At 71.6% G+C, this 12791-nt stretch carries 11 protein-coding genes and 1 pseudogene; 2 read left to right on the top strand and 10 right to left on the bottom strand.

The features are described 5' to 3' along the window. Positions 1 to 146 (bottom strand): helix-turn-helix domain-containing protein (locus tag G6R25_RS30610; protein WP_163553521.1); only part of this gene is annotated, 146 nt, incomplete at its 3' end. A 58-nt stretch (positions 147 to 204) separates the two neighbouring features. On the opposite strand from G6R25_RS30610, the gene G6R25_RS15435 reads away from it, so the two are divergent. Beyond that, positions 205 to 471, top strand: coding sequence for a transposase (locus G6R25_RS15435; protein WP_205447149.1), 267 nt, complete (start codon positions 205 to 207; stop codon positions 469 to 471). A 101-nt stretch (positions 472 to 572) separates the two neighbouring features. On the opposite strand, the gene G6R25_RS15430 is transcribed toward G6R25_RS15435, so the two are convergent. Next, entirely contained in the window at positions 573 to 1949 is a 1377-nt protein-coding gene (locus G6R25_RS15430; protein WP_235948593.1) for an MFS transporter, read from the bottom strand. Positions 1950 to 2065: 116 nt separating this feature from the next. Here G6R25_RS15430 and G6R25_RS15425 point away from each other — a divergent pair, with 116 nt between their 5' ends. Next, a complete protein-coding gene (locus tag G6R25_RS15425) occupies positions 2066 to 2719 on the top strand; it encodes a TetR/AcrR family transcriptional regulator (RefSeq protein ID WP_163553519.1) in 654 nt (217 codons plus the stop codon). Positions 2720 to 2839: 120 nt separating this feature from the next. Here the strand turns inward: G6R25_RS15425 and G6R25_RS27380 are convergent, their stop codons facing one another. The 8 genes and pseudogenes from G6R25_RS27380 to G6R25_RS15395 all read right to left on the bottom strand — a co-directional run bounded on the left by G6R25_RS27380 (position 2840) and on the right by G6R25_RS15395 (position 11440). Further along, a complete protein-coding gene (locus G6R25_RS27380) occupies positions 2840 to 3382 on the bottom strand; it encodes a type 1 periplasmic-binding domain-containing protein (protein ID WP_235948590.1) in 543 nt (180 codons plus the stop codon). Next, on the bottom strand, positions 3339 to 4094 hold the full coding sequence (locus G6R25_RS27375) for an ABC transporter substrate-binding protein (protein ID WP_235948588.1): 756 nt from the start codon (positions 4092 to 4094) through the stop codon (positions 3339 to 3341). Before G6R25_RS27375 ends, G6R25_RS27380 begins: the two co-directional genes overlap by 44 nt. A gap of 117 nt (positions 4095 to 4211) precedes the next feature. After that, positions 4212 to 4307, bottom strand: coding sequence for a hypothetical protein (locus G6R25_RS27370; RefSeq protein ID WP_235826593.1), 96 nt, complete (start codon positions 4305 to 4307; stop codon positions 4212 to 4214). An 84-nt stretch (positions 4308 to 4391) separates the two neighbouring features. After that, a complete protein-coding gene (locus G6R25_RS15410) occupies positions 4392 to 5639 on the bottom strand; it encodes a cytochrome P450 (RefSeq protein WP_163553518.1) in 1248 nt (415 codons plus the stop codon). Between the two features lie 172 nt (positions 5640 to 5811). Further along, on the bottom strand, positions 5812 to 6489 hold the full coding sequence (locus G6R25_RS15405; RefSeq protein ID WP_163553517.1) for an ABC transporter ATP-binding protein: 678 nt from the start codon (positions 6487 to 6489) through the stop codon (positions 5812 to 5814). Beyond that, positions 6486 to 7925: an ABC transporter ATP-binding protein gene (locus G6R25_RS27365; protein WP_235948586.1), complete on the bottom strand. Its 1440-nt coding sequence runs from the start codon at positions 7923 to 7925 to the stop codon at positions 6486 to 6488. Before G6R25_RS27365 ends, G6R25_RS15405 begins: the two co-directional genes overlap by 4 nt. A 34-nt stretch (positions 7926 to 7959) precedes the next feature. Next, positions 7960 to 10185, bottom strand: a complete 2226-nt coding sequence (locus tag G6R25_RS27360; protein WP_235948584.1) for a branched-chain amino acid ABC transporter permease — start codon at positions 10183 to 10185, stop codon at positions 7960 to 7962. 203 nt (positions 10186 to 10388) lie between these two features. After that, positions 10389 to 11440: pseudogene (locus tag G6R25_RS15395) on the bottom strand (ABC transporter substrate-binding protein). Between the last annotated feature and the right edge of the window lie 1351 nt (positions 11441 to 12791).

Below are 12791 nucleotides of genomic sequence, written 5' to 3'. Positions count from 1 at the left end.
ACAACGGGGCCAATACTCCGCGTAGCAGATCGCAACCTAAAACGATCTTCCCGGGGCCCTGGGTTCCACAGGAATCGGTTCTGCCCGCAGTACCGATCCAACACGGCCACCTGCCCGGCAGTCGGGTCAAGCCGGTAACGAGACATGACCCGATACTATCCACCACGCTGGGCTCCGGACCCGAATGTACGCAGGGGACACATAGTGGTCTACTACCCGCCGAAACTCCCCGTCGCCACACTCGTCAACAAACTCAAGGGCGTGCCCGCATACCGGCTGCGGCAGGAGTTCACCGGCCGGGCCAACCGGGCGCGGGCGGCGGGATATTTCTGGTCGCCGTCATACTTCGCCGGTTCCTGCGGCGGGGCTCCGCTGTCGGTCGTGGCCGAATACATCGAGAACCAGAAGCATCCCGATGAGCACCTCCGGCGCGACCCCCGCTGCACGGGGCGCGATTCACCCCCGCTCTGAAAGACGGGGCACCCTCGCGAACATCTGGTGGACACTCGCCGGCCGGACACCGCAGGGTCACCGGTGTCCGGCCACGCCGGCTGGCCAGCCGGGCTGGAGGGTCAGCCGGGCCGGCCGGGCAGTCGGGCGGCGAGCAGGCCAATGGCGGCGGCGACCGCGGCGAACAGGGCCGTCACCCAGTGGGTGCCGGCGCGCGCGTGCAGCAGGCTCAGCAGGGCGACGCCCAGCGACGCGGCGAGCTGCACCGTCATGAACATCGAGGTGGTGCCCTGCGGCTGCTCGGCCGGCGGCAGTGTGCGGTACAGGTTGGCCACCGTGGGTGAGGCGGTGAGGCCGAAGCTCAGCCCGACGGCGACGAACAGCACGGCCGCCGCGGCGAGCGGAAGGTGTTCGCCGGTCGCGGCGAAGGTGGCGAGCAGCGCGGCGGTGGCGGCGGCACCGGCGCGCACGAGGGCGCGGGCGCCGAAGCGGTCGCTGATCCGCCCGCCGGTCGTCATCGACACCAGCAGCCCGAGCCCGAGGGCGCAGACCAGCAGCCCCTGGTCGAGGCCGTGCAGGCCGTGCTGTTCGAGGCCGACCACCGGCAGTGCATTGATCTGCCCATACATGATCAGTCCGACCAGGCCCATCACGGCGACGCTGGCGGCGAAACCGGGCCGGCGCAGCAGCCGCAGGTTGAGCGCGGGGGTGGTGGTGGTGAACGAGTGGCGGACGTAGGCGGCGAGCAGGACGATCCCGGCCGCGGCGGCGGCGAGGACCAGCCAGCCGCCGGCCTGCTCGCCGGCCCGGTTGACCGCGAACAGCACGCCGAGATAGCCGGCGGTGAGCAGGGCGAGGCCGCGCAGGTCGGCGCCGGGGCGCCGGGGCCCGGGGTCCGGGGTCCGGCCGGCCGGCCGGCCGGCGGGGACGTAGGCCAGGGCGGCGGCGCCGACGAGCAGCCCGAGCGGAATGTTGACCACGAACAGCCACTGCCAGTGGCCGGTCTGCAGCAGCAGGCCGCCGAGGATCGGGCCGCCCGCCGGTGCGACGTTGACGACCGTGGCCATCACGCTGAGCACCCGGCCCATCGACTCCCGGGTGGCCAGCGCGGCGGACAGGGTCATCGCGCTCGGTTCGAGCAGGCCGCCGCCGAATCCCTGGAGCACCCGGAAGCCGATAAGCATCCCCGGCGAGCGGGCCAGCGCGCACAGTGCGGAGCCGAGCAGAAACAGGCCGAGGCCGGTGAGGAACACCGCGCGCCCGCCGAAGCGGGCACTCGCCCAGCCCAGCAGCGGCAGCGCCGTCGCCGCGGCGAGCAGGTAGGCGATCGTCACCCACACGACGGTGGTCAGCGGGGTGCCGAAGGCGTCGGCCAGCGAGCCGAGGGCGACGGCGACGACGGTGCCGTCGAGCACGGCGAGCCACGCCGCACCGGCGAGCGCGACCAGCGCCGGGCCGGTGCGCACCCCCGCCGCGGGCGTCGCGGCGGCAGGCCCCACAGAGACTTCTTCCTTTACGTCCATGAGACGAGACTAAACTACATGGTTTAGTAAGGGCAGGACGGCCTACAGTAAGAACAGGACGGCGGCGGTGCACGAGGCGAGGGTGAGGCCCCATGGCGGGACGGCAACGCGGGGTCGACAAGCGCCGGGCCATCCTCGACGCCGCGGCACCGATCTTCGGCACGCTGGGGTACGAACGGGCGAGCGTGGACGCGATCGCCGCCGCGGCCGGGGTGTCCAAGCCGACCATCTACAGCTACTTCGGCGGCAAGGAACAACTGTTCCGCGAGTCGGTGGCGGACTCCGCCGTCGAGCAGAACGGCGACGCGCTGCACGTGCTGCAAACCCTCGACGTCTCCCCCGCGCGCTGGCAGGCGAGCCTGTACGAGGTGGGCGTGCAGCTGGTGGAGTGCCAGCGCAGCACGTGCTCGATGTTCCTGCATCGCATGATCGCCGCCGAGTCCGCCCGCGATCCCGCCGTGTACCGCACGGTGCGGGAGAAAGCCGGCGACCCGATCCTCGACGCGCTCACCGGGCGGCTGGCGATGCTCGGCAACGCCGGGCTGCTGCACGTCGCGGACCCGGCGCTCGCCGCCCGCCAGTTCTTCGCGCTGATCAACGCGCAGATCCCCGAGCTGACCGAGAACGGCACCCGGCCGGTGGCGGACGAGATCGTGCGCCGCGCCGTGCAGGCCGGCGTGCGCACGTTCCTGCTCGCCCACGGCGTGCCCGCCCCACAGCCGCCGGCCCCCGCGCCGGTGTCCTGAACCGGCGCCGCGAATGCGAAGGGCCGGGCCGATCCCCACGACGAGGATCGGCCCGGCCCAGAGGCGCGCCGGACGCGGCCGGCTACCGCTGGGTCCCGCGGACGGGACCCAGCGGGACGATCACTTCGCGCCGACGGCGAGGATCTTCTGGCCGTCGTAGGTTTTGCCGGTGGTGTAGAAGGTCTTCTTCGCCGGGTCCCACCGCTGGCCCAGCAGCGTGTTGTTGAACAGCCGGGTCAGGCCGGGGACCGGGTTGGTCTTGGTGAAGTCCAGCGGCGGGACGAGCTGCAGGTCCAGGCCCTTGGTCTGGTTGAGCTGCGCGAGCAGGGACTTGGCGGTGAGGTCACCGGTGACCTTCTTGCCGACCTGCTCGACGATCTGCACCGCCAGCCAGCCGCCGATGGTGGAGGTGGAGTGGCGCAGCTTCTTCCCCGCGTCCTTGTCCCCGGCGGCGAAGTCCGCGTCGAACTCGGACTGCAGTCGGGTCAGCTCCGGGTACTTGGCGCTTTCGTTGAACAGCGGGAAGGCGCCGACGGAGTAGTAGTGCTTGGCGGCCGACCCGAGCTTGACCAGATTGGCGTCCGAGACGGAGCCACCGCCGTGGCAGTAGCTGAACTTGTCACCGCCGGCCTGGATGAGGCCCGATCGAGCTCGCCTCGGCAAGACCCAGGGCGCCGCCCTGGGCCCCGCCGTCGGTGAGCCGGGCCGCGATCGGGGCGTAGTCGCTCGTCGTGGGCGACACCTTGATCTCCTGGACACCGACCCCGGCGGCCTTGCCGCCGAGCCCGGCCAGCGCCCCGAGGCGGGACGCGGCGGCGATGTCGTAGTTGACGACCCCCATCTTGCTGACCTTGGCGGCGTCCTTGAGCAGCTGCGGGCAGACCGCCTCGTAGTACGTCGACGCCGGCTGGTAGACGAAGCTGATCTTCGAGGTGAGATCGGAGCCGTCGCCGGCGATCCCCGAGCTGCCGATGCTCGGGATCCCGCCCTTCTCCAGGATGGCGTTGATGCCGCCCGCGGTGCTGAAGGCCGAGACGACGGCGAGATACTTGCCGTTCACCGCCTTACGCGCGCAGGCCTCGCCGGCCGCCTGGTCGTTCTTCGAGTCGCACACGTCGACCTGCACGAGATGGCCGTTGATGCCACCGCGCTTGTTCAGGGCGCGCACGGCGGCCTTCACCGCCCCGGCCTGCTCCGGGAAGTTCGTCGTCGGCGTCGTCAGCGGCACGATGGACAACAGCTTCACCGGGCTGCCCTTCGGGCCTGCCGGTGCCGGTGCCGGTGCCGACTTCCCCGTCGTGTCCGACGAACCACACGCGGCCAGGGCCAGCGTGACCCCCACCGCCAGCGCCGCCATCGCGCTTCTGGACCGCATCGTCTTCCTCATCTCTCGCCCGAGCTCACTCTCACTCGCCCTCGTCCGTCCATCCGCCCACCGTCGTCCCACCGGCCGGCCCCCCGCGGGACCGGCCGGGTTCGGCGGCCGGGACGCTCACACCCCGTCGAGCAGCACGGCCCGCTCGGGGCACGACTTCGCCGCCCGCCGGGCCAGCTCCACCCGGTCGGCCGGCACATCCGGGACGGTCACCTCGCCGTAGCCGCTGTCGTCGTCGGTGAACAGCTCGGGGGCGAGGTCGTAGCCCCTGGCAGCGGGCGGTGTCGATCGTGAGCCTCATGCCTGCCCCGCGTCCGTCGGCCAGGTCAGCGCCAGCGAGTCCAGGCCGCGCAGCGTGTGGCCGTTCCAGGTGATGCTCGCCCCCGGCGCCAGGGCGTACTCGGGGATGAGCCGGTGCCACTCGCGCAGCACGGTGCGCAGTTCCAGGCGGGCCAGGTGGGAGCCCAGGCAGCGGTGCGGCCCGCCGCCGAAGGCCAGATGCCGCTTGTCGTCGCGGTCGAGGTCGACGACGGCGGCCCGCGGGTCGGCGTCCGGGTCGAGATTGCCCGACGCCAGCATGAGGTGAACCATCTCGCCCTTCTTGATCGGGCAGCCGGCGATCTCGGTGTCGCGGGTGGTGATCCGCGGGACGGCCATCACCGGGGTCTCCCAGCGCAGCAACTCCTCGACGACGGTCGGGATCGTCTCCGGGTCGGCGACGATCGCGCGCCGCGCCTCGGGATGCTCGAGCAGGTAGGACAGGATGCAGGTGAGGCTGATGGTGACGGTGTCCAGGCCGGCCATCATGAGCATGAAGCAGATCCCGAGCAGCTCCGGCTCGGTCAGCGGCCGGCCCTCGATCTTGGCGTTGAGCAGCTCGGTGATGAGGTCGTCGCGGGGCTCGGCGCGCCGCTGCGCGAGCACCGTCCCGAACAGGGTGAACACCTGCGTGCCGGCCTCAATCTGGATGCGGGTGATCTCGTCCGGGTCGTCGGCCAGCGACTCCGGGCGGATGATCGCGTCCTTTATGTGCAGCAGGGCCGGCAGCTCGGACTGCGGCAGCCCGAACAGGGTGAGGAACACCGAGCAGGGCAGCGGGACGGCGAGCTCGGTGGCGAAGTCGCAGGCGCCGCGGTCGAGGAAGCCCTCGATCGTGGCCACCGTGTTCGCCACGACCTCGGCCTCCAGGACGGCCATCCGCCGCGGGGAGAACAGGGGGTCGAGGATGCGCCGGTACTTGGCGTGGTCGGGCGGGTCGACGCCCATCGGGATGGCGGGCAGCGGGCTGTTCATCAGCTCGGGGATGAGGTTGGAGAACACCTCGGGATTGCGCAGGGCCGCGTCGATGTCAGAGCGGCGCAGGACCTGGATCCAGCCCTCGTGCCCCTCGTCGTAGTCCACCGGGCACCGCGCCCGCAGCTGGGAGAAGTAGCTCCGGGGGTCCTCGGCCCGCTGGCGTTCGAACTCGACCCAGCTCAGCGTCTCGGCCCGCAGGCCGTGGCCGCCGTAGGCGGGCGCCGCCGCGCCCGCGGTGTCGTCTGGCATCTGCTGTTCCTCCAGGATCAGTCAGGAACGTCCCACCCGGACACAGACGGGACGGGGCTTGGGCGACGCATCCCGGTGGGAACGGCGGCGCCGGCGGGCTGGTTCACTCGGGTGGACGGAGTCGGGCCTGCGGGTGATCCGCACTGTCGGCGGGCGTCCGGCGAGATAGCCGTCAGGTGAGATAGCCCTGCTCGACGAGCGTCGGATCCGCGCGGGCCTGCGCCGCCGGTCCGGACCAGCGGATCCGTCCACGGCTGAGCACCACCGCCCGGTCGGCGACGCGCAGCGCCGCGCGGACGTGCTGCTCGACGAGCAGCACGGCGAGTCCGTCGTCGGCGGCGGCGCGGATCGCGCCGAGCAGCCGGGCCACCACCTGCGGCGCGAGACCGAGTGACAACTCGTCGGCGAGCAGCGCCACCGGCCGCCGCGCCAGCACCCGGGCGAGGATGAGCAGCTGCTGCTGGCCGCCGGAGAGCAGGCCGGCGCGGCGGTCGAGATGCTCGGTGAGCTCGGGGAAGTCCGCGAGGACGGACTCCGGGTCCACCCCGCCGATGCGTAGATTCTGGCGCACCGTCAGCGACGGGGTGACGGCCCGTTCCTCCAGCACCACACCGAGGCCCTGGCGGGCCCGCCGGTGCAGCGGCGCCGTGGTCGGCTCACCCTGCCAGGTGACGATCCCGTCGCTGGGGGGCAGCGCACCGGCCAGCGCCATCAACGTGGTGGTCTTGCCGGCGCCGTTCGGGCCCAGCAACGCCACCACCTCCCCGCGGGCCACCTCAAGGTCGAGACCGGACACCACGGGTCCGGCGCCATACCCGACGGCAAGCTGGCGGCATCCGACGACACTCACCTGGTACCTCCAGCCACCGGCGGCACCGCCGCCGCCTCCCCGAGCGCTGCACCCACCGCCGCGTCCTCCTGTCTGTCCCCCGCCGCCCCGTCCCCGGCCGGACCTTCCGTGCTCGTCCCGTCGGTGCCCGCCCCCTCGGTAGCCGTCCCGTCCGTGGTGGACTCCTCCGTGGTGGACCCGTTCGTGGTCTCCCCGGGCTGGTCGACGGGGTCGTCCGCCGGCCGCTCCTGCGCGATCACGCCGTCCGCAGCCGACTCAGCCACGGCAACCTCGGCAGTGGCAGCCTCAGCCGTGGCCGCGACGTCCGCTGCCACCAGGGCGGCGGCAACCTCTTCCGCTTTCACACCCTCGGGCGCCAGCTCGTTCTCCGACACGTCGGCGGCCGGCACGTCGTTCTCCGGCAGGTCGGCGGCCGGCACGTCGGGCGAACCCTCACCGACCACGGCGTCGCCGGCCACCTGTTTCTCGGCAGCGGACACCTCCGCGACCGCCGCAGCGGGCTCGTCCTCCACGACCGCCACAGCGGCGGGCTGTTCCGGCGTCGACGGCTCGTCGCCCAGAGCTGCGAGGGTCGTCGGCGGCTCGCCGCCCGGGGTGGCGTCGGCGTCGCTGGCCGGCTGGTCAGCGACGGTTGCGTCCGCGGCCGTGTCGTCGGGGCTGCCGAGGTAGGCGGCGATGACCGCGGGGTCGGCCTGGATGTCCGCCGGCACTCCCTCGGCGATCCTGCGGCCGAACTCGAGGACCACCAGACGGTCGCAGACCCCCATGACGAAGGGCATGTCGTGCTCGATGAGCAGGACGGCGATCCCCCACTCGTCCGCCAGGCGGCGCACGAGGACGGCGAGCTCGGCGCTTTCGTGCTCGTCGAGCCCGGCGGCCGGCTCGTCGAGGAGCAGCACGGACGGCGCGGTGGCGACGGCGCGGGCGATGGCCACCAGCCGCCGACGCCCGTAGGACAGCGCCGACACCTGGGTGTCGAGCGTGTCGGCCAGGCCGAACTCCCGGACCCCGGGCTGGGCGGGTGCGCTCAAGGGCCGGTTACCGGGCCAGACCAGGCCGGCGAGGTCGCGTGGGTCGCTGGCGGCCCGCAGGTTCTCCGCGACGGTGAGGTCCTCGAACAGCTCGAGGTTCTGGAACGACCGGCTCACCCCGGCCCGTACCCGGCGATGCGCCGGCAGCCCGTCCAGGACGGTGTCGCCCACCCGGACGGTGCCCGCCGCTGCCGCCGCGTATCCGGTGATGGCGTCGACGATCGTCGTCTTGCCGGCGCCGTTGGGCCCGATGAGCCCGACGACGGTGCCCGGCGCCACCTCGAACCCGACCCCGTCGACGGCGACAACGCCGCCCCAGCGCACCGTGACGCCCTCGACGGTCAGCGTCGCCGGACGCACCCGCAGCGACTCCTCAACCACCTCGGCCGTCTCAACCTGCGGCACTGTCTGCGCCACCTGCGGCACTGCCGCATCCGCCTCAGCCCCCGCCGCTACGGGCCCAGCGATCGCCGACGCACCGGTTGCGGCGACGGCGACGGTAGCTGGGACGCCCGAGCCGGGCGGCGATCGAGCCGGGCAGCTGGGCCCGGCCGGCCAGGCCCCCGGCGAGGCCGGTCCCCCCGGAGCGGATCAGCACCAGCAACAGGATGATCCCACCGATCAACGGCAGGTAGCGGTCGAACTCCCGCAGCCAGTCGGTGAGCCGGGAAGCGAACAGCACGCCCAGTGCCGCGAGGACGACCAGGGTGCCGACCGGCAGCCAGCGCGACCAGCGGGTCGAACTCACCCGCCGGGACCGTTCGACCTGGCCGCGGGCGAGCCCGCCGACCCCGTAGCCGACCAGGCCGGCGAGCACCGCCCCGACGACGCGGGGCAGCGCGGTGGAACCGCCGAAGCGATCGGACAGCCAGCCGGCGAACTGCTGGCCGAGGGTGCCGGAGGCTAGCAGGGCGCCGATCCCGGCGCCGCTGATGTAACCGACGCCGCCGACGACGGCATAGGCGACGACGAGGATGCCGGTGAACGGCAGGAAGTCACCGTCGTCGTAGCCGATGTTGCGGTCGGCGAAGGCGAGCAGCACGCCGCCGAGCCCGGCGATGGCCGCGTACAGCGCGAAGGCGTAGATCTTCGCCGCGAACACGCTGATGCCGAGCGACGCCGCCGCCCGCTCGTTGGTGCGCACCGCGATGAGCCGCCGCCCGACCCGCCCGCGTCGCACGGTGGACACCGCGAGCCCCGCCAGCAGCAGGAAGATCAGCGCCAGGGTGGCGTAGGCGCGCGGGTCGTCGGTCCGGTCTACGGGGATGCCGCAGCGGCGCGTCGGCGGTGGCCACGACGGTGCCCTGCTGGGCGAGCACATCCCCGAAGATCGACGAGGTCTGGCCGCCGGCGGGGGTGAGGAATAGCCGCGTTGGAACAGGATCGCGCTGACGGTGACACCGAGACCCAGGGTGACGACGGCGAGCTGCAGGCCCCGGGTGCGCAGCGCCGGCAGAGCGAACAGCACGCCGACGGCAGTGGTGGCCAGCACGCCGATGAGCAGCGCGGCGGCGAACGGCCAGCCCTCGGCCGCCACCAGAGACGTCCCGCGATCTAGGGCCGCGATCCCGGCCAGCGCGCTCTGGGCCAGCGAGAGCTGGCCGGCGTAGCCGACGAGGACCACCAGCGATAGCAGGATCAGCGCGTACCCGGACTGGATGGCGACCGCGCTGACCCACGAGTCGGGCAGCACCAGCCAGACCAGGGCCAGCAGCAGGGCGAACCCGCCGACGAGGACCGGCAGGTTGATCGCTCCGGAGCCCACCGGCGGACGGTCCTCGGCCTGATGGGCACGGTCGGGGATGCCGGCGCCGCGCGCGACGAGCAGCACGATGATGACGAGGACCGGCAGCGCGCTGTCCAGGCCCTGCGCCCAGTCGTGCGGACCGGTCAGGTGCACCTGGAGCTGGAGTTCGACCAGCGCCAGCAGCAGCCCACCGACGACGACGAGCGGGAACGAGCGGAATCCGGCGGCCAGCGCGACCGCCAGCGCCGGGACGACCAGCAGGACCAGACTCGTCGATGACAACGGGTTCTGCAGGGGCGCGAGCAGGACGCCCGTGACACCGGCGAGCACGCCGCCGCCGAACCAGCAGGCCCCGGCGACGGCATCGGCGGACCAGCCCAGGGTCGCCGCCGCGGCCGGACCCTCGGCCACCGCGGTCGTCACCGCCCCCGTCGTCGTGTACCGGAAGAACGCCCACAGCGCCGCTGCCAGGACGAGGACGACGCCGAGAGGGACGAAGACGTGCACCCCGACCGGCTTGCCGAACACCCCGACGGACTGCGGGAGAAAGGAGGGCACCGAGCGGCTCTGCCCGCCGAAGGCCAGCACGACCGCGGCCTGCAGGACGATGAGCAGGCCCAGCGTGGCGACGACCCGGTTGAGCGGCGCGGCATGGCGCATCGGGCGCAGCACAACGGCGTGGAACAGCAGCGCGATCAGACCGGTGAGAACGATGACGACGACGGCGGCGAGCGCGGTCGGCAGCCCCCACCCGTCACCGGCCTCGCGGAACAGATAGGCCGCGATCATCACCAGCGCGCCCTGCCCGAGGTTCAGCACTCCGGAACCCCGGTGGATCAGCAGTAGACCTGCCGCCACAAAAACATACAGCGCACCGGTCCCAAGACTGATGACGGCGTATCCGAGAAAGCTGCCCACAGTATCACCCCACCCCGAACTCTAGCGAGTTCGATCCTCACCGACAACCGGTCGGATAGTTTCTCGGCACCGCCGGTCGTCACTTTGACGCCCGCGCTCCCGCCAGGTCACACCATCCGGATCAGACGGCCGGCCCGCATCTTCGCCGACGCCGCGGTGCGATGCCCCTCCATCACATCAACGCGCCGGCCCGACTTCCCGCATCATTGGCCGGTATCGAAACGTTGGCCGCAGAGTGGCTGCGGGCTCACGACCTCGAAATGGTCACCGCTTCTGGCGACCCAGACGAAGTCGAAGCATGGGTCAAGCTGGCCCTGATCGGTGGTGTAATTGATCTTATTGACCAGCATCCCGTCGGCATCGTAGTCGGTCACCCCACGCAGGCCCTTCATGTAGGACTCCCAGGTAGGACAGCCGTGCTGAGTCTTCAGTCCACGGATAAACAGGTCCGCGCTCAACCAGCCGATGATGGCGCTCTGCTGGCCGGGCGGGGAGACCTCCGGGGAGTAGTTCGCCATCGCCTGCAGGAACCGGCTCTGGACCGGCCGATTGCGCTCCAACGCGGCGTAGGAGAGCGACGCGTAGGTGCCGGCGAGCTGCTGCCCGTAGGGGGCGAGCAGGCGCGGGTCATAACTGACGGCGGACACGGCGACCTTGAACGGGTGCCCGGCGGCGACCGCCGCGTCCAGGACACCGGTGTAGAGGTCGAGCGACGCCGCGGCGATGATCGTGTCGGCCCCGGAGGAGATGAGCTTGCGGGCGACGTCGGCGGCGTTGGTGCCGTCGACATCCTGGGTGACCGCGTCGATGCCCGCGTGCTGCAGGCTCTTCGTCACTCCGTCCGCGTAGAGCTTGGCGGTCTCGCTGAGAAAACTGACGACCACCGCGGCCTTGGTGCCCCCCTGCTGGCGGATGAAGTCGCCGACGTCGTCGTGCTCTGCCCCGTCTGGTTCGTCAGGATGACCGTGAAGGTGTTGCGGTGCGCCGCCCAGCCGGGCTTGGTCGGCGGCGCCGATCACCGGCACTCCCGCCTTGTCGAGGTAGGCGACGGACTGCTGGGACACCGCGGTGTACTGGACGACGGCGAAGGCCTTCTGGGCAACCAGCTCCCGGGCGCCCTGCAGGTTGCCGCGGGGGTCGGGCTGGCGTCCTGCCAGGCATAGTCGATTTTCCGGCCGTCGACGCCGCCGGCGGCGTTCTCGACGCTGAAGCGGGCGTTCACGCCTGCCCGGTAGCCGGTGAACTGGGAGGCCATCACGCCGGTGTCCGGATAGAGCAGACCCACCTTGATCGAATTATCGGTCACGCCTGGAGCACACGAACCGGACGCGGAACTCCCGCTATCCGACGAGTTCCCGGAACTACAGGCCGCCAGCATGGTCACCGCAGCGACCGCCGCCACGCCCAGCGTCGTACGCCACACCCGTTCAAGCCGCCTCTCGATCGCGCCGAGGTTTCCCGAGCCCGCGACTGACCGCACTATGCTGATGAATTTCCGATCCCGGCCACGCGTGCGCGATCAGGGTCGGCAAGAGAACTCGCCGCGAGAACCACCACCGCCGTGTAGCACATCAACGTCTACCAGATCAGTGCGGACGACTTGTTCACAGCAGCGCGGCAGTCAGTACAGGTCCGATCCTCCAACACCTTCACTGAAGATCACAGATCGTATCGACGGAAACCTACCAGGGGGAAGCAACATCGGAACCAACCGGGGGGTGCTCTCCGCATCCCTTCCGCGCCCTTAGGCATCGCCTCAGGAAATTCACAACGAGCCCCACCCAGCCCTCTCCGCGGCGTGTCAGCGACGCGCACCCGAGTGTTGACACAGAGTCGCCCAAAATCCAATCACACTCCCATTCTGCATACGGATCATCACGGGAGCAACAACATTCGGCGTATCGGAGACGACGATCCGCCCGCATGGCGTGGTCGCCCTCGGGGGTTCGCCGGCACCCGCCCCCGGCCGCACGGCGCGCGGGCTCGCGCGTGGGGCGATCCGTCAACGCCGCAGCCCCGCCGCCGCCGACACATTCGGTCGGCGGACCGGTCCCGAGACTCGGTTCCGCATATCAATTATCTCCGGATGGAGAATGGTTGGCGTACGGTAGACCACCGCCACCCGAGACGAACGCGGCCGAACCGGGCGCCACCGCTCGCCCAGCCCGCGGACCGGGCGGCGAGCGGCAGGCCCACACCGTGCACGGATCCGCGCCGGCGGTGAGGGAAATCATAGTCGACCCCGCCTCGCCGCGACGTAACCCCGATGCGACAGCCGGCCGCCATCACGCCGGGGTCCGGATGCCCCGATCGGCCCGTTGACCTGCCATTGGCACGGATTTAGTGTGGGAGCGTGCAGCTCACCCCGTGGCCTACCACCGGCGCGTCCGCGTGCGCCTCCGTGGAGGGTCGAGACGACCAGCCACGTCTGCGGCGCCGGCGTCACGTCGACTTCGGGCACAGCAACAGCGATCTCTGTCGCCCCTGCCGCTGAGTCACCCCACCCCGCGAGTGCCCGCGCCGGGAACGCCCGGCTCGGTCCCGCGTGGAGGCCGCGCCGCGACCATCGCCGCTGCGGTGAACATCCCGGGCACCTCCGCTGTACC

The sequence above is a fragment of the Candidatus Frankia alpina genome (genome assembly GCF_902806485.1).
GTDB classification, from domain to species: Bacteria; Actinomycetota; Actinomycetes; order Frankiales; family Frankiaceae; genus Frankia; species Frankia alpina.
The sequence above is the reverse complement of the archived record's forward strand: the minus strand, read 5'-3'. Positions and strand labels throughout refer to the sequence as shown.